This window comes from Embleya sp. NPDC050493 (assembly GCF_044458105.1).
Lineage (GTDB): Bacteria > Actinomycetota > Actinomycetes > Streptomycetales > Streptomycetaceae > Embleya.
Genome location: NZ_JBITHP010000010.1, coordinates 28,579 through 46,111, shown reverse-complemented (window position 1 = coordinate 46,111; position 17,533 = coordinate 28,579). Strand labels below are relative to the sequence as shown.

At 70.6% G+C, this 17,533-nt stretch carries 15 protein-coding genes; 13 read left to right on the top strand and 2 right to left on the bottom strand.

The features are described 5' to 3' along the window. Positions 1–259 precede the first annotated feature (259 nt). Entirely contained in the window at positions 260–1,105 is an 846-nt protein-coding gene (locus tag ACIBM5_RS20685) for an SGNH/GDSL hydrolase family protein (RefSeq protein ID WP_396008194.1), read from the top strand. A 277-nt stretch (positions 1,106–1,382) separates the two neighbouring features. On the opposite strand, the gene ACIBM5_RS20680 is transcribed toward ACIBM5_RS20685, so the two are convergent. Further along, complete coding sequence (locus ACIBM5_RS20680; RefSeq protein ID WP_396008193.1) at positions 1,383–1,961, bottom strand: TetR/AcrR family transcriptional regulator; 579 nt, start codon at positions 1,959–1,961, stop codon at positions 1,383–1,385. Positions 1,962–1,989: 28 nt separating this feature from the next. Next, the gene (locus ACIBM5_RS20675) at positions 1,990–3,714 is read right to left on the bottom strand and encodes a dolichyl-phosphate-mannose--protein mannosyltransferase (protein ID WP_396008192.1); all 1,725 of its coding nucleotides are present in this window, start codon (positions 3,712–3,714) and stop codon (positions 1,990–1,992) included. Positions 3,715–3,772: 58 nt separating this feature from the next. Here ACIBM5_RS20675 and rsmI point away from each other — a divergent pair, with 58 nt between their 5' ends. The 12 genes from rsmI (at position 3,773) to ACIBM5_RS20615 (ending at position 17,482) form a co-directional block, all read left to right on the top strand. Then, positions 3,773–4,648, top strand: coding sequence for a 16S rRNA (cytidine(1402)-2'-O)-methyltransferase (gene rsmI / locus ACIBM5_RS20670; protein ID WP_396008191.1), 876 nt, complete (start codon positions 3,773–3,775; stop codon positions 4,646–4,648). A 302-nt stretch (positions 4,649–4,950) separates the two neighbouring features. Continuing rightward, entirely contained in the window at positions 4,951–5,343 is a 393-nt protein-coding gene (locus ACIBM5_RS20665; RefSeq protein WP_396008190.1) for a hypothetical protein, read from the top strand. 87 nt (positions 5,344–5,430) lie between these two features. Then, the gene (gene metG, locus ACIBM5_RS20660; RefSeq protein WP_396008189.1) at positions 5,431–7,047 is read left to right on the top strand and encodes a methionine--tRNA ligase; all 1,617 of its coding nucleotides are present in this window, start codon (positions 5,431–5,433) and stop codon (positions 7,045–7,047) included. Positions 7,048–7,051: 4 nt separating this feature from the next. Beyond that, positions 7,052–7,948 carry a TatD family hydrolase gene (locus tag ACIBM5_RS20655; protein WP_396008188.1) on the top strand — a complete coding sequence of 299 codons (897 nt, stop codon included), beginning with the start codon at positions 7,052–7,054 and terminating at the stop codon, positions 7,946–7,948. Between the two features lie 154 nt (positions 7,949–8,102). Further along, positions 8,103–9,263 (top strand): ubiquitin-like domain-containing protein, encoded by a 1,161-nt coding sequence (locus tag ACIBM5_RS20650; protein ID WP_396008187.1) that lies wholly within the window; start codon positions 8,103–8,105, stop codon positions 9,261–9,263. Then, a complete protein-coding gene (rsmA, locus tag ACIBM5_RS20645) occupies positions 9,260–10,222 on the top strand; it encodes a 16S rRNA (adenine(1518)-N(6)/adenine(1519)-N(6))-dimethyltransferase RsmA (protein ID WP_396008186.1) in 963 nt (320 codons plus the stop codon). The genes ACIBM5_RS20650 and rsmA overlap by 4 nt, the downstream gene beginning before the upstream one ends. A 102-nt stretch (positions 10,223–10,324) precedes the next feature. Next, entirely contained in the window at positions 10,325–11,266 is a 942-nt protein-coding gene (locus ACIBM5_RS20640) for a 4-(cytidine 5'-diphospho)-2-C-methyl-D-erythritol kinase (protein ID WP_396008185.1), read from the top strand. Between the two features lie 52 nt (positions 11,267–11,318). Next, positions 11,319–13,100 (top strand): ABC-F family ATP-binding cassette domain-containing protein, encoded by a 1,782-nt coding sequence (locus tag ACIBM5_RS20635; RefSeq protein ID WP_396008355.1) that lies wholly within the window; start codon positions 11,319–11,321, stop codon positions 13,098–13,100. Between the two features lie 243 nt (positions 13,101–13,343). Further along, positions 13,344–13,766 (top strand): hypothetical protein, encoded by a 423-nt coding sequence (locus tag ACIBM5_RS20630; RefSeq protein ID WP_391585514.1) that lies wholly within the window; start codon positions 13,344–13,346, stop codon positions 13,764–13,766. Positions 13,767–13,814: 48 nt separating this feature from the next. Beyond that, entirely contained in the window at positions 13,815–15,251 is a 1,437-nt protein-coding gene (locus ACIBM5_RS20625) for a WXG100 family type VII secretion target (protein ID WP_396008184.1), read from the top strand. Between the two features lie 57 nt (positions 15,252–15,308). Next, a complete protein-coding gene (locus tag ACIBM5_RS20620) occupies positions 15,309–15,452 on the top strand; it encodes a hypothetical protein (protein ID WP_396008183.1) in 144 nt (47 codons plus the stop codon). 527 nt (positions 15,453–15,979) lie between these two features. Then, positions 15,980–17,482 (top strand): polysaccharide biosynthesis protein, encoded by a 1,503-nt coding sequence (locus ACIBM5_RS20615; RefSeq protein WP_391585512.1) that lies wholly within the window; start codon positions 15,980–15,982, stop codon positions 17,480–17,482. The last annotated feature ends 51 nt before the right edge of the window (positions 17,483–17,533 follow it).

Genomic DNA, 17,533 nt, shown 5'->3' with positions numbered 1-17,533 from the left:
ATCCTCAAACCCCAGGGGGGAATCGTAACGGCTGGGCCCGACCGGGAAGCCTTGAGTAACAAACCGGTGGGTGGCGTGTGATCGATGACCTATTCGGGGCGAGGGGGAATGCGATGTGGTTCCCATGCCTTGCTCGAAAGAGTGCGTTCACCCGGTGGCATGACGGGTGCGGCGGGCTGCGCTGCCGCGTGTAGCGGAGTGTGTTCGGGTGGTTATTACGGTCGCGTAGGCGAGGTGAGCGATGCCAACATCGGGTGACATGGCCGAGCTAGTGAATCCACACGGGAACCTGTCCGAAATCAACTCTTTTGTGGCTATCGGCGACAGCTTCACCGAAGGGGTCGGCGATCCCGGGCCCGACGGGCATTTCCTTGGATGGGCGGACCGGTTCGCGGCTCGGCTGGCGGTGGAGCGGCCGGGGTTGCGGTACGCGAATCTCGCGGTGCGCGGGAAGTTGTTGCATCAGATCGTCGAGGAGCAGGTGCCGCTGGCCATCGCGGCCCAGCCCGATCTGGTGACGTTGTGTGCGGGTGGCAACGATGTGCTGCGGCCCGGGAGCGATCCGGACCGGCTGGCCGCCGAGTACGAGGAGGCGGTCGCCGCGTTGACGGCGGCGGGCGCGCGGGTCGTGGTGTTCACCGGGTTCGACACGCGCTGGGTGCCGGTGCTCAAGCTGATCCGGGGCAAGGTCGCCACGTACAACGAGCTGCTGCGGGCGGTCGCGGATCGCTACGACTGCGTCGTCGCGGACATGTGGGGGCTCACCTCGTTGCACGATCGGCGGGCCTGGAGCGAGGACCGGCTGCACCTGTCGCCGGAGGGTCACGACCGGGTGGCGCTCAAGGTCGGGCGGGCGCTCGGGCTGTCCGCCGAGGGCGATCCGGACGCGCCGTGGCCGGCCGAGGAGGTCGAGGTCACCGCGGGTGCGGCGCGGTTGGAGAACGTGCATTGGGCGCGGGAGCACCTGGTGCCCTGGATCGGACGGCGGCTTCGGGGGCAGTCGTCGGGGGACCACGTGACCGCGAAGCGGCCGGAGTTGGCGCCGCTGGAGATTGGCGCCGCGCAAACGCCCGTTGGCGGGCCCGTGAGTCGTCAAGCCTCGTAGGCGGGTTGGGCCCGTCCGGGTTGTCCTCAAGCGCCGGACGGGCTGGGTGGGTTGCGTACCCGTGTGTGCGTTGGTCTTGTGCGGGCTTGGGCGTCCTCAAGCGCCGGACGGGCTGAAGAGGGTCGCGTACTCGTGTGTGCGTTGGTCTTGTGCGGGCTTGGGTTGTCCTCAAGCGCCGGACGGGCTGAAGAGGGTCGCGTACCCGTGTGTGCGTTGGTCTCGTGGAGGCTTGGGGTGTCCTCAAACGCCGGACGGGCTGGGTGAGTTGCGTGACCGGTTAGGGGGAGCCGGGTTCCGCGGCGGCGCCCAGGATGAGGAGGCGGGCCGAGCGGGTTACCGTGTGTTCCACGTCGTCCATGGTCATGCGGCCGAAGGCCCAGCTGAACAGGGCGCCTTCCCAGGCTATTCCGAGCAGGTGGACGAACTCGTCGGCGCTTGCGATCTCGTCGGCGATGGCGGTGCGGAACATGTCGTTCATGATCCGGTTGATTTCGCGGTGGCAGTCGCCCACGCCGGGGTCGGACGAGCCGAGGGCGTGGATCAGCGCGGCGGTCAGTCGTGGGTGGCGGGCCATCGTTCGGCACGTGTTGTGCAGGATCGCGCAGACCCGCTCGGCGGCGTCGGAGCCGTCCGGCCGGGCCGCGCCGCTGCGTTCGAGCGCGGCGATCCATTCCAGGTGGGTGGCCGCGAGCAGGTGGTCCTTCGAGGAGAAGTGCCGGTAGATGGTCGCCGAGGAGAGCCGGGACAGGCGGACGACGTCGCGCATCTGCACGCTGTCGTAGCCGCCCGCCGCGGCCAGGTCGCGGGTCGCGTCGATGGCCCGCCTGCGTATGTCCTGCTCCCGCGCGACGGACACCGGCGCAGCCTCTCTCGGGGTCGACACGCTAGATCCAGGTGCTGAACCACATGCGATCCAACCACCCGCTGCGGGAGATCGTCTCACCGGTGAAGATCGGATAGAAGTACAGGAAGTTCCAGGCGATCAGCGCGATGATCGCGACCACCCCGGCCGTGCCCCACGCGCGCCGCCGCTCGGACGCCCCCGGCGGGCCCAGCAGTGCGCCGAGCATCATGGTCACCGCCAGGCACAGGAACGGTACGAAGGCGACCGCGTAGAACAGGAAGATGGTCCGCTGCTGGTAGATCATCCACGGCAGATAGGCGGCGGCCAGGCCGCACAGGATCGCCCCCGCGCGCCAGTCGCGTCGGCCCGCCCAGCGGAACAGCAGGTAGCCGACCGCGATCACACCGGTCCACCACAGCAGCGGCGTCCCGATGCCCAACACGGTCTGGTAGCAATCCTGCTCGTCGCAGCCCGCCGTGCCCCGGTGCACGGTCTCGAAGTAGTAGGCCACCGGGCGACCCAGGACCAGCCAGCTCCACGGATTGGACTGGTACGGGTGCGGGCTCTCCAGGCCGGTATGGAACGACCACATTTCGGCGTGGTAGTGCCACAGGCTGCGCAGCGGCGCGGGCACCCACGACATGCCGAATTGGGGCAGTGGGATGCCGAAGATCTCGTCCGGGGACAACCCGGCCCGGTCGTCGGCCCAGTGCCGGAAGTAGCCGTCGTCGGTCATGAACCAGCCGGTCCAGGACCAGATGTAGATCATCACCGCGATGACCACCGTGGACAGGAACGCGAACAGCACGTCGTGGCGCAGCGCCGCGCGGTACGGTCGGCGCGCCCCGCACGCGCGCCGGGTGCCGGCGTCCCACAGCACGGTCATGATGCCGAACGCGGCCAGTACGTAGATGCCACTCCACTTGGTGCCGCAGGCCAGGCCCAGACAGATGCCGGCCATGATCCGCCACGGCCGCAAGCCGAACTTCATCGAGGCCGCCCGCGCCGCGTCCGGGCCGGACTTGAACAACTGGGCCGCGATCCCTCTGCTGTCGTCGCGGTCGATCAGCAGACAGCCGAACGCGGCCAGGATCCAGAACATCAGCACCAGGTCGAGCAGCGACGTGCGGCTCATCACGAAGTGCAGTCCGTCGAGTGCCATCAGCAGGCCGGCGACGCAGCCCAGCAGTGTCGAGCGGAACAGGCGGCGGCCGATCCGGCACAACATCAGCACGGACAGCGTGCCGAGCACCGCGAGCGCGAAACGCCACCCGAACGGCGTCAGCCCGAAGAGTTGCTCGCCCAGCGCGATCGTCCACTTCCCGATCGGCGGGTGCACGATGTACGAGCCCTGGGTCTGCAGGGTGTCCGTCTGGCCGGCCAGGATCTGGTCGTTGGCCTCCTTGGGCCAGGTGCCCTCGTAGCCGAGCTTGAGCAGCGACCAGCCGTCCTTGGCGTAGTACGTCTCGTCGAATATCACCGCCCGCGGCTTGCCCAGGTTCCAGAACCGGATGAAGCCGGCCAGCAGCGTCACCAGGATGCAGGGCAGCCAGCCGCCGCCGGTGTACGGGCTGTTGTCGGTGTACGAGGGCACCAACCGCTCGCGCAGCGAGGTCTGCGGTCGGTCCCGGTATCCGAATCGGGCCAGCGACCAGGCCCACCCGCGCGGCTCCGGACGCGCGGTCCCGGTGCCGCCGGGGGAGGCCACATCCCCCTCCGGAGGGTGCTTTCGGGTCGGCTGATCGGTCGCCACGTCACTCGTCACCCGAGCATCGTATTGACGCGCGGGCCGATCGGGGCGCGTCAAAGGGGAGGATGGCGCAGTGGAACACGAACAGCAGAGCACTCAGAGCGGCGTACTCGTACTGGCCGGCACCCCCATCGGTGACGTGGGCGACGCGCCCGCGCGGCTCGCCGTCGAACTCGGGGCGGCCCAGGTGGTGGCCGCCGAGGACACCCGCCGGCTGCGCAGACTGGCCGGCGCGCTCGGCGTGGAGGTGCCCGGGCGCGTCGTGTCGTACTTCGAGGGCAACGAGGCGGCGCGCACGCCGGAGCTGGTCCAGGCGCTGCGCGAGGGCAAGCGGGTGCTGCTGGTCACCGACGCCGGCATGCCGTCGGTGTCGGACCCGGGCTACCGGCTGGTCGAGGCGGCGGTGGCCGAGGACATCCGGGTGACCGCCGTACCCGGGCCCTCCGCGGTGCTGACCGCGCTCGCGCTGTCCGGCCTGCCGGTGGACCGGTTCTGCTTCGAGGGGTTCCTGCCGCGCAAGGCGGGCGAGCGGGGTCGGCGACTGGCCGAGTTGGCCGCCGAGCCGCGCACGATGGTCTTCTTCGAGGCGCCGCACCGGCTCGCCGAATCGCTGGCCGCGATGGCCGAGGCGCTGGGCGCCGACCGGCGCGGCGCGGTGTGTCGCGAACTCACCAAGACGTACGAGGAGGTCCGCCGGGACACCCTGGCCGCCCTCGCCGAGTGGGCGAAGCCGGGAGTGCGCGGCGAGATCACGGTCGTGGTCGCCGGCGCGCCGCCCGCCGACCCCTCGAAGATCGGCCCCGCCGAGCTGGTCGAGCGGGTGGCCGGGCGCGAGGCCGCCGGGCAACCCCGCAAGGAGGCGATCGCAGCGGTGGCCGCCGAGGTCGGCGTGCCCAAGCGGGTGGTCTTCGACGCGGTGGTGGCGGCCAAGAAGGCCGAGAAGAGCTGACCCGCGGCGACCGACCCCGGGTGTCCGGGACGCTGCGTGCGGGATCCACGACGCAGTGTGTCCGTCCGGCTCGAGGTCGGTCCGGCGGTACACGGGACCGACGGTCAAGCGCTCGCAACGGGCAGGTACGGCACAGCACTCGATTGGGTGATGAGTCTTTCCGGTTCTCCATATTCCGTGTTGGCGCCCGTCAAGGAACCGTATGGGTCGATACGGAGGGCCGCCTTCGGGCATTCCATGGATACCGGTCACGGGAAGCCCCCTGAACGAGTCGGTGGGCGCACCCGTGTGAGGAGGTCGTCATGGAGAACCCGACGGTGGTGCACGAGTCCTACGCCTTCGTTTGTATGTCGTGTGGTCGAGGCTGGGAGCGCGACTACGAGATCCACCACGCGACCGATCTGCACGGATTGCGACTCTGCCGTTACTACTCCGAGGGGGCGCTGGTCCCGTCCCCGTTCACCAAGCCGGCATGCGAGCACTGCGACGGCACCCGCCTGCGCATACTCCCGGCCGGCCGGGTCGCCTCGGCGACCGGCACCTCGGGTGCCGGGGCGGTCGGGGCGGTCAAGGCCGGCAAGTCGATCAAGGCGGTGAAGCCGGTCAAGGCCGCGAAGGCCGACAAGCCGGCTGCGGTGCCCGCTCCGCGCGGGGCCTCGCGGTGGCACCTGCCGTCGTTGCACCGCTCCGCCTGATCCCGCTCCGGGTCGCCCGCACGCCGTCGCCCGCCCCCGCCGATACTCGGGGGCGGGCGCCGTCGCGCCGGCCGTAGGATTCCGGGTATGGCGGCCACTGGAACCACTGACATCACTGCGGGCGAGCGCGCGAAGGCGTTCTATGTCACAACGCCCATTTACTACGTAAATGACGCCCCGCACCTGGGCCACGCCTATACGACCGTCGCAGGCGACGTGCTCACCCGTTGGCACCGCCAGCGCGGCGAGAAGGTGTGGTTCCTCACCGGCACGGACGAGCACGGTCAGAAGATCATGCGCACGGCCGAGGCGAACGGCGTCACTCCGCAGGAGTGGTGCGACAAGCTGGTCACGGAGGCGTGGAAGCCCCTCTGGGAGCACCTCGAGATCGCCAACGACGACTTCATCCGCACCACCGAGAAGCGACACACCGACCGGGTCCAGGAGTTCGTCCAGGACCTGTACGACAAGGGTGAGATCTACAAGGGCGGCTACGAGGGCCCGTACTGCGTGGCGTGCGAGGAGTACAAGGCGCCGGGCGACCTGCTCGACGGCGAGGACGGGCAGAAGTTGTGCCCGATCCACAAGCGCCCGGTGGAGATGCTCAAGGAGGAGAACTACTTCTTCAAGCTCTCCGAGTACGGTCCCCGGCTGATCGAGTTCTACGAGGCCAACCCGGACTTCATCCAGCCGGCCTCGGCCCGCAACGAGGTCCTCCAGTTCGTCCGCCAGGGCCTGCAGGACCTGTCCATCTCGCGGTCCACGTTCGACTGGGGCATCCCGGTTCCGTGGGACCCCAAGCACGTCATCTACGTGTGGATCGACGCGCTGCTCAACTACGCCACCGCGGTCGGCTACGGCGCGGACGAGGCGAAGTTCGAGGGCACCTTCCCGGCGGACGTGCACCTGGTCGGCAAGGACATCCTGCGCTTCCACGCGGTGATCTGGCCCGCGATGCTGATGGCCAACAGCCTGCCGGTGCCCGGCCGGGTGTTCGCGAACGGCTGGCTGATGGTCGGCGGCGAGAAGATGAGCAAGTCGAACCTGACCGGCATCTCGCCGCAGCAACTCACCGACCACTTCGGCGTGGACGCCTACCGCTACTACTTCCTGCGCGCGATCCAGTTCGGCCAGGACGGGTCCTTCTCGTGGGAGGACTTCTCCGCGCGGTACACCTCGGAGCTGGCCAACGACTTCGGCAACCTCGCCTCGCGCGTGGCGGCCATGGTCGGCAAGTACTTCGACGGCGCGCTGCCCGCCTCCACCGCCGACGGGGACGCCGAGGGCGCGCTGCACAGCGCGCTGATCGAGACCGTGTCGGTCGCCGACGACCGGGTCCGGGCGCTGGACTTCCAGGCCGGTCTGGACGCGGTGTTCGGCTACGTGAAGCTGGTCAACGGCTACATCACGGAGCAGGAGCCGTGGAAGGTGGCCAAGGACGACAGCCCCGAGGGCCGGGCCCGGCTGGCCACGATCCTGTACACCTCGGCCGAGTCGCTGCGTGCGCTCGCCGTGCTGCTGAACCCGGTGATGCCGGCGACCGCACAGAAGTTGTGGGACTCGCTCGGCGCCGAGCCGCACCTGGGCCCGCTGGCCGCGCAGCACGTGCAGGACGCGGGCCGCTGGGGGCAGTTGCCGGCGGGGGCGACGGTCACCAAGGGCGCGGTCCTGTTCCCGCGCCTCGAAGAGAAGAAGGACGCGTGATCCGTTGAGCAAGCGCAAGCGTCGGGACGGCGGGGCCCGGGACACCACCCCGCCGCCCGCGCCCGAGCCGCTGCGGGTGCCCGTCTGGGACGCCCATACCCACCTGGACCTCCAGGAGGCGAGCGTGGCCGACGCGTTGGCGACCGCCGCCGCGGTCGGCGTGGACACGCTGGTCCAGGTCGGCATCGACGTGCCGTCCTCGGTATGGGCGGCCCAGACGGCCGCCGCACACGAGCGGGTGCACGCGACGGTGGCGCTGCATCCGAACGAGGCGCCGCGGATCGTGCTCGGCGACCCGGACGGCTGGTCCGGGCAGCGCCGTGCACCGGGCGGCGCGGCCGCGCTGGAGGCGGCGCTCGCCGAGATCGACCGGCTGGCCGCACTGCCGCACGTGCGCGGGGTCGGCGAGACCGGCCTGGACTACTTCCGGACCGGCGACGAGGGTGTGGCCACGCAGCAGGAGTCCTTCCGCCGGCACATCGAGATCGCCAAGCGGCACCGCAAGCCGCTGGTGATCCACGACCGCGAGGCGCACGCGGACGTGTTGCGGATCCTGGCCGAGGAGGGCGCACCGGAACGGGTGGTCTTCCACTGCTTCTCGGGTGACGCCGAACTGGCGAAGACGTGCGCCGAACTCGGCTACGTGATGTCCTTCGCGGGCAACGTGACCTACCCGAGCGCACAGCCGCTGCGGGACGCGCTCGCCGTCGCGCCGATCGACCTGATCCTGGTCGAGACCGACGCGCCGTTCCTGACCCCGGTGCCGTTCCGCGGCCGACCGAACGCGCCCTACCTGGTGCCGGTCACCGTGCGGGCGATGGCCGCGGTCAAGGGCCTGGCCGAGGACGAGTTGGCCGGCGCGCTCGCGGCCAACGCCGAACGTACCTTCGCTCCGGCCTAGTTACCTCTGTTTGCCGCCCGTCCCCCGGACGACCGGGGGACGGGCGGCGCACGCTCCGCGCCGGTGTACAGTCCGATGCTCGTCGGGCGGAACAGCGCCCCGGCGCCCGGATCACCCCCGGAACCAGTCCCCTCGGAATCCCCCAGGAGCACCGTTGAGTCGTTCCGCCGGCTCCGCCCGCAGGCGCAACACCGCCCGGGCGGGCAGGGGCGGCAGTCGCCCCGGACCCTCTCTGCGCACTCTCGTTCCGCAGGCCCTCGTGGTCGCCGTCCTGGTCGGCGGCACCACGGCCTTCGTCGCCTACGACAAGACGGTGAAGCTCGTCGTGGACGGCGAGGAGCGCACCGTGCACACGTTCGCCTCCAACGTCTCCGGGCTGCTCGACCGCCAGGAGGTCAAGGTCGGCGAGCACGACATCGTGGCGCCCGGACGCAAGGCGAGCCTGGAGGACGGCGACCGCGTCGCGGTGCGCTACGGCCGACTGTTGACGCTGACCGTCGACGGCCGGCCGCAGCAGGTCTGGGTGACCGCGAAGTCGGTGGCCGAGGCGCTCGAACAGGTCGGCGTGCGGGCGGACGGCGCCTACCTGTCGGTCTCCCGCGACCTGCCGATCGGCCGGCAGGGGCTCAACCTGGACGTGCGCACCGAGCGGGCGATCACCTTCCTCGTCGACGGCAGGACGGTGCCGCTGCGGACCAACGCGGCGACCGTGCAGGCCGCGCTGGAGCAGGCCGGGATCTCGATAGGGCCGCAGGACCGGATCGACACGCCGACCGACTCGTATCCGCAGCAGGGCCAGACCGTCTCGATCCTGCGGGTCACCGGCACCACGGTGACCAAGGACGAGAAGATCCCGTTCAAGACCACCAAGCAGGACGACCCGACCCAGTACAAGGGCACCGACACGGTCGTCACCAAGGGCGAGACCGGACTGCGCCAGATCACCTACTCGTACGAGACGATCAACGGCGTCAAGCAGGAGCCGCGCAAGGTATCCGAGAAGGTGGTCAAGGAGCCGGTCACCCAAATCGTCAAGGTCGGCACCAAGGAGAAGCCGGACTCGGTGGCCGGGGCCGATCAGCTCAACTGGGGCGCGCTCGCGCAGTGCGAGTCGGGCGGCCGGGCGAACGTGGTGGACGCGTCGGGGACCTATCACGGGCTCTACCAGTTCGACGCGCAGACCTGGCAGTCGATGGGCGGCACCGGGGTGGCAAGTCAGGCACCGGCATCGGAACAGACATATCGGGCAAAGCTCATGTTCGTCCAGCGGGGGGCCAGTCCGTGGCCGCTGTGCGGCAGTAGGCTCTACTCGTGAGTGATCTTCCCGCGGGACCGGGACTGCTCGGTGCCGCGGACATCCGTGCGCTCGCCGAGGCCCTGGGTGTGCGCCCGACCAAGCAGCTCGGCCAGAACTTCGTGATCGACGCCAACACGGTGCGGCGCATCGTGCGCACCGCCGGCGTGCGACCCGAGGATGTCGTCGTCGAGATCGGCCCCGGCCTCGGTTCGCTGACCCTGGCCCTGCTGGAGAGCGCCGCACGGGTGGTCGCGGTCGAGATCGACCCGGTGCTCGCCCGGCACCTGCCGACCACCATCGCCGCCCGGATGCCCGAGCGGGCGGCCGACTTCGCGCTCGTGCACGCGGACGCGATGACGGTGACCGAGCTGCCCGGCCCGCCGCCCACCGCGCTGGTGGCGAACCTGCCGTACAACGTGTCCGTGCCGGTGCTGCTGCACATGTTGCAGACCTTCCCGTCGCTGGAGCGGCTCCTGGTGATGGTGCAGTCCGAGGTCGCCGACCGGCTCGCCGCGACGCCCGGCGGCAAGGTGTACGGCGTGCCGTCGGTCAAGGCCGCGTGGTACGCCGACGTCAAGCGCGCGGGCGCGATCGGGCGCAACGTGTTCTGGCCGGCGCCCAACGTCGACTCGGGCCTGGTCTCGTTCGTGCGCCGCGAGCCGCCGGAGACCACGGCGACCCGCCAGGAGGTGTTCGCGGTCGTGGACGCGGCGTTCGCCCAGCGGCGCAAGACGCTGCGGGCGGCCCTGGCGGGATGGGCCGGCTCCCCCGCCGGCGCCGAGCAGGCGCTGCGCGCGGCCGGGATCGATCCGCGCACGCGCGGGGAGGCGCTGGGCGTCGAGGCGTTCGCCAGGATCGCCGAGCACCGCCCCGGGGCCGGCGAGCGTCCCGCGGCGGGTGAGCGTCCCGAGCCGGTCGACCGCACGTCGCCGGGTGAAGCCGTACCTCCGGCCGGGTCGAACGAGCCCCGCGACTGAGGGCGCGCCGGCACCGTCGATACCATCGACGACGGTGCCGAGGAGTTCGCACGGCCCCCGTCCGAAGAGGCCCGGCAGGGCCACGAAGGAGTTCCACGAGCCGTGTCTTCCGTCACCGTCAGTGTTCCCGCGAAGGTCAATCTGCAGCTCGCGGTCGGTGGGGTGCGGCCGGACGGCTTCCACGAGCTGGTCAGTGTCTTCCACGCCGTGTCCCTGTACGACGAGGTCACCGTCACGCCCGCGGACCGGCTGAGCCTGGCCTGCGAGGGCGAGGGCATCGACGAGGTCCCGCTGGACCACAGCAACCTGGCCGCGCGCGCGGCGATCCTGCTCGCCGACCGGCTCGGCCGCGAGCCGAACGTGCGCATCCACATCCGCAAGGGCATCCCGGTCGCGGGCGGCATGGCGGGCGGCAGCGCGGACGCGGCGGCGACGCTGCTCGCGTGCGACACGCTGTGGCGCGGCGACACGCCTCGCGAGATGTTGCGCCGACTCGGCGCGGAGCTGGGCAGCGACGTGCCGTTCTCCGACCTGGGCGGTACCGCGATCGGCACCGGGCGCGGCGAGCGGCTGGCCTCGGTGCCGACCACGGCGCGCTTCCACTGGGTGTTCGCGCTGGCCGACGGCGGGCTCTCCACGCCGGCCGTGTACGGCGAGTGCGACCGGCTGCGCGAGGCGGCGGGCGAGGCGGTCGGGCGACCCGCGCCGCGCGAGGAGCTGATCGCCGCGCTGCGCGCGGGCGACGCGCACGCGCTGGGCGCCAACCTGGTCAACGACCTGCAACCGGCGGCGCTGTCGCTGCGGCCCGCGCTGGGCGCGACGCTGGCCGCGGGGATGGCCGCGGGGGCGGTCGGCTCGCTGGTGTCCGGGTCCGGGCCCACCTGTGCGTTCCTGGCGCCGGACCGGGAGACCGCGCATGTGGTGGCCGAGCGGCTGACCGGATCGGGCACCTGCCGGGCCGCGCGGGTCGCGTTCGGCGCGGTGCCCGGGGCCCGGGTGCTGCCGCGCCGAGTCGTTCCGGTGGAGCGCGAGAACACGGTGTAGCGCGGACCGTTAGAGTTGGTCGAATGCGAGCGTTGCGGTACGGCGGTTCGGTCTGATGGCGAACCTGGTCAATCTTGAGTCAGTCGGCAAGGCGTATGTCATGCGCACCCTGCTCGACGAGGTGTCCCTCGGCGTGGCCGAAGGCGACCGGATCGGCGTCGTGGGCCGCAACGGGGACGGCAAGACCACGCTGATCCGGGTGATGGCCCAGCGGGAGCCGGTCGATTCCGGCCGGGTCACCCACGTGGGCGGGCTCAGCCTGGGCATCCTGAGCCAGCAGGACGACCTGGATCCGGCGGCGACCGTGCGCCAGGAGATCGTCGGCGACCGCCCGGAGCACGAGTGGGCGGGCGATGCGCGCATCCGCGACGTGCTGACCGGGCTGTTCGGCGGGCTGGCCATGCCCGGCTTCGAGAGCGGCATCGACTCGGTGATCGGCCCGCTGTCCGGCGGCGAGCGGCGCCGGATCGCGCTGGCGAAGCTGCTGATCGAAGAGCACGACCTGATCATCCTGGACGAGCCGACCAACCACCTCGACGTCGAGGGCATCGCGTGGCTGGCCGGCCACCTCAAGACCCGGCGCTCCGCGCTGGTCGTGGTCACCCACGACCGCTGGTTCCTGGACGAGGTCTGCACCCGCACGTGGGACGTGCAGGGCGGCAAGGTGCACGACTACGAGGGCGGCTACTCGGCGTACGTGCTGGCCCGGGCCGAGCGCTCGCGGATCGCGAGCACCGAGGAGACCAAGCGGCAGAACCTGGTCCGCAAGGAGCTCGCGTGGCTGCGCCGCGGCGCCCCGGCCCGCACCTCCAAGCCCAAGTTCCGGATCGAGGCGGCGAACGAGCTGATCGCGGACGAGCCGCCGCCGCGCGACACCCTGGCACTGCGCGGCTTCGCCAACGCGCGGCTGGGCAAGACCGTCTTCGAGCTGCTCGACGTGCGGATCGAGGCGGGCCCCAAGACACTGCTGGAGCACCTGACCTGGAACCTGGGCCCGGGCGACCGGATCGGCCTGGTCGGCGTCAACGGCGCGGGCAAGACCTCGCTGCTGCGCGCGCTCAAGGACGCGGCGTACGAGGAGAAGCAGCCGGCCGCCGGCAAGGTCGTGGTCGGTCGTACCGTCAAGCTCGCCTACCTCTCCCAGGAGGTCGCCGAACTCCCGCCCACGCTGCGGGTCCTGGAGGCGGTGTCGCAGATCCGCGAGCGGGTCGAGATCGGCAAGGGCAAGGAGATGACGGCCGGTCAGCTGTGCGAGCAGTTCGGTTTCACCGGCGAGAAGCAGTGGACGCCGGTCTCCGACCTGTCCGGCGGCGAGCGGCGCAGGCTGCAACTCCTGCGGTTGTTGATGGACGAGCCGAACGTGCTGTTCATGGACGAACCGACCAACGACCTGGACATCGAGACGCTGACCCAGCTGGAGGACCTGCTGGACGGCTGGCCGGGTTCGTTGGTGATCGTCAGCCACGACCGGTACTTCATCGAGCGCACCACCGACACCGTGCTCGCACTGCTGGGCGACCGCACGCTGCGGATGTTGCCGGGCGGCATCGAGGAATACCTCAAGCGTCGCCGGGATGCGGTCGAGGCGGGGGCAACCGCCGCGCCGACCCGGCGCGGTGGCGGCGACACCCGCGCGGCGAAGAAGGAACTCCAGCGGGTGGAGCGGCAGTTGTCCAAGCTGGCCGATCGGGAGAAGAAGGTGCACGACGGCCTGGCCGAGCACGCCACCGACTTCGACAAGGTCTCCGCGCTGGACGCCGAACTACGGGCGATCCGGGACGAACGCGACGAGTTGGAGATGCGCTGGCTGGAGCTCGCGGAGGAGACCGAGTAGCCCGATCCCGGGCGAATCCTCCCGGCAAAAGGTGCTCCGGCGGTTCATCGAATCGATATCCGGAGCGCGGTCGACGTGAGGGTTACCCGTACCCATGGGTCACATCCGCTATGTAGTCTGAGGAGACCGATACGGGTGTGCCGCAATGCGGCGCCTCGGAAAACGGGGCAACGTGCGGCGCGTTGGTAACTAGCTGCGTGGTGACGGGTGAGGTATCGGCTCCACGCACGGGGGAGTGTGGCGATGCTCATCGCGGATATCGGGGACGGTGGACCCACGGGGGTCTCCTCGTCGGACATGCAGGCGTTGTCCGTCGGGTTGGAATCGATGGTGCAGTTCCAAAAGGACGTCCAGCGCGCGCTGGACGACCTGGACGCATCCACTGCGGCACCGCACAAGCTGGTCGACAACCGCGTGGAACTGGACGCCTCGGGCAACTTCGGTGAGGCGATCCGGCTGTGGTCCGCGTACGTCGACGTGCGCCAGGAGCTGATCGATCTGTCGACGCAGCTCAAGCGCCAGATCGAGGCGATGCAGATGACCGTCCAGTACGTGCGGGGCACGTACGAGGGCAACGAGGCGGAGTTCACCGCCAAGTACAAGGCTCTGCAAGAGGACTACGCGAACAACGCGCCGGCTCCCGCACCGCCGGCGAAGAAGCCCTGAGTGGCTCGAGATTCGACGTGACGGGAACTACGGGGACGGGGTGACGACATGCTGGATGCCGGCGGTGGCGGTGGCGGGTGGGGAAGTGGACCCACCAACTTCGAGGAGTACTCGCACGAAGCGCTGAAGGGCATGATCGACGGCGCGCGGCCTGCCGAACTGACGGCGTCGGGAAAGGCGTTGCTCGATGCCAAGGAAACGCTGGAGACGCTGACGACGGCACTGGAGACGCGGATCAGCCGGCTCGAGTGGACCGGGAAGTCCGCGGAGAGCTTTCGTGAGTGGACCGGCAAGGTCATGGTCGCGACCCGCAAGTTCGCCGAGCACTCGGGCAGGGTCGGCACCGCGATGGACCACGCGGGCAGCGAGTTGAGCTTCGCGCTGCTGACCATGCCGGAGGTGCCCGCGAACGCCAAGATGATCGTGGAGAGCAACGGCGAGAAGCGGCTGGTCTGCCAACCGGGGGACACCCCGGACAAGAAGGCCATGGTGGCCTCGGCCAAGACCGAGCTGGAGAAGGCGCGCCAGGAGGCCATCCGTCGGATGGAGAGCCTGAGCAGCACCTACACGGTGACCACCGAGACGCTGACCAAGCCGCCGGCGATCGACTTCCCGCCGCTGCCCGCGTTGCCGACGGTGTCGCACGGCGGCGGCGGTGGAACGTCCAACGGCCCTCGCCGGACCTCGAATCACTCGACGGTCAAGACGACCGTGGGCAAGGACGGCGGGACACTGATCCCCGGCCACGGCCCGTCGGGCAACGGTGGCGACAACCTGATCGACGGGTCGAACGGCTCGGGGGTCGTCGGTTCGGTCGGCGGCGGCATCGACGGCGGAGGGTACGTGCCGCCCAAGGACACCGGTCTGCTCGGTCAGGAGCCGTTCCGGAACGGCCCCGCGACCTTGCCCGATCCCGGTCCGACGGCTCCGGGTCCGATCGGCACCCCGCCCGGCGGCGGCAACCCGCAGGGGCAGCCCCCCGGCCTGCCGATGTTCCCCGGCGGCAAGACCGGCGGCTTCCCGCCCGGTGGCAAGACGGGTGGCTTCCCGCCCGGCAAGTCCGGGAGTTCGAAGGCGCAGTTGACCTCGAACCCGCCGGCCAACGGGCGCGGTCCGAACATGACCTCCAACGCCGAGGGCCTCACCGGCGGCCGGCCGACGGGGCGTGGTTCGATCGGCGGTGGCGCCGGCCACAACAACCCCGGCGGCGGCGCCGGCCCGCGTGGGGCCGGTGGCGGTCGGCGGTTCACCGGGCAGAGCGGTGGCGTGGTCGGCGGGACTCCGCGTGCCGCGGGCGCGGGCCAGTTCTCCTCCGGCGGCAGCGGCCTGGCCGGCCGGGGCGCGGCGGGCATGCGCGGCGGCGGTGGGACGGGCACGGACGGCGGGCACGACCAGCGCAACCGGCGGCAGCGCGCGGACTACCTGCACGAGGAGGAGGAGACGTGGGTGGGCGACCGCACCACGGCTCCGCCGGTGGTCGACTGATCGGCTCCGCGGGGGGTCGACCGATCGGGATCTGTTGACCGGGTCGACTCGTCGGGTTTGCTGACCCGAGTCGACTCGTCGGGTCTGCTGACCCGGGTCGACTCGTCGGGTCTGCTGACCCGGGTCGACTCGTCGGGTCTGCTGACCCGGGTCGACTCGTCGGGGTCGATCGGCCGGGTGAGCACGGTCGAACAGCGGTAATACGGCAGGGATTTCCAGTCGGCCCCATTCGCGATTGTCGCGGGTGGGGCCGATTCGTCGTATGGCAGGGCCGATTCTCCCCTTCCCCGGGGGAGTTCGGGCCGGCCGAACCCCTCGACACGTGCCCACCTCGGCGGGTGCGGCGGCTGGGCACGGCGGGATGGCGAGACGGGAACGGGCCGGGAAAACCCCGGCGATCACGCGGTGATCCTTTGCGGACACGGAAAAGGCGAAGTTGCGGGTGTTTGGGCAAAACCGCGACGGGGGCCGAGGGTGGGCCGTACGCTGAATCCCGAGTGCCGGTGGTTGCCTGCGCGGCTGTTGGTCCATCCGATGCGTCTGGGCCGCAAGTGACGTCGCAGGCTGTGGGGCCACCGGGGTCGTGGGGCAATTGGAGCAGTCGCGTACGACCGCCGGGGTGGGCGTGGTGCGATGGGGGACGCCTGTCCGCACCGGCGTGTCGATGCCGCGTGTGGTCGGTGCACGATCCGATGCCGATCACGCTGCACCTGACCGAGGGGGGCTTGATGGGTCGGAGTTCTGCAGCGACGGATATTTCGGGAGCGGGTCTGCGGACCCTGGTCGTGGGGGCCGGGTCGGCGGGCAGCGCGTTGGCGCGAGATCTGTTGCGGACACCCGATTTCGGGTTGCGTCCGATCGGATTTCTCGACGACGACCCCGACAAGGACGGGATCCGGGTCGCCGACGCGGACAACCCGCAACATCTGCTTCCGGTTCTGGGCGGCCTGGCCGCGCTGACCGACGTGGCACTGGAGCACGGCATCGAGGTGGTCGTGCTGGCCATCCCGGGGCTTCCGCACGAGGAGTTTCGCAAAGTGGCCGCCGGGGCCGCCGCGATCGGCGCGGCCGTACGGTATCTGCCGTCCTTCCTGGTCGCGTTGCGGCGCGACGTGGTCGGCAGCGACATGCGCATGCTCGACGTCAACCGGCTGATCGGCCGGCAGGAACTGCACGTGGTCTCCGCGTCGGTGCGTGAGGTGATCGCGGGCCGCCGGGTATTGATCACCGGCGCGGGCGGCTCGATCGGCAGCGAGTTGTGCCGCCAGGTGTACGGCTTCGGGCCGAGCCGGATGTACATGCTCGATCACGACGAATCCAACCTGCACCGTCTCCAACTGGACGTGTGGGGCGAGGCGTTGCTCGACGACGAGACGCTGGTCATCGCGGACATCCGGGATCGCCCGCGGATCGAGCAGCTCTTCCACGATCTCAAGCCGGAAGTGGTCTTCCACGCCGCCGCGCACAAGCACCTGCCGCTGCTGGAGCGGCATCCGTGCGAGGCGGTCAAGTCCAACGTGCTGGGCACGGAGAACCTGGTCCGGGCCGCGCTCGACGTGGGGGTCGAGCGTTTCGTACTGATCTCCACGGACAAGGCGGCCGACCCGGTCTCGGTGCTCGGGGCGACCAAGCGGCTGGCCGAGTTGATCGTGCAGGCGAACACGCAGGCGCCCGGGGTGTTCGCGGGTGTCCGGTTCGGCAACGTGCTGGGCAGCCGGGGCTCCCTGCTGTCCGTACTGGCCGAGCAACTGCGCGCGGGCGGCCCGGTCACCGTCACCCATCCGGACGTCACCCGGTTCTTCATGACGATCGAGGAGGCCGTGGGACTGGTCCTGGAGGCCGGTCGGATGGCCCAGGGCGGCGAGATCTTCGTGCTCGACATGGGCGAGCCGGTGCGGATCGTGGACCTGGTGCACAAGTTCGCCGAGCAGGTGAACCTGCCGAACGTACCGATCCGCTTCACCGGCCTGCGGCCCGGCGAGAAGCTCAACGAGGCGCTGTTCTCGACCACGGAGGAACGCCTGCCCACCGAACACCGGCGGATCCAGGCGACCGTGCCGCCGGGCCAGGCACTGGACGCGGTGGTGCGGCTGCCGGAGCTGTACGACGCGGCGGCGGTCAACGACACGAAGGCGGTGCGGGCGCTGTTGTCCGAACTGCTGCCGGGCTACGTCACGCCGGAGCCGGCCGGGGCCGAGGTGTTGTCGGCGCCGTACCCGGACGACTTCTAGAGGATCCTCGTGCGCCGGTGGGCGGTCTCCGTGCACCGGTAGACGGTCTCG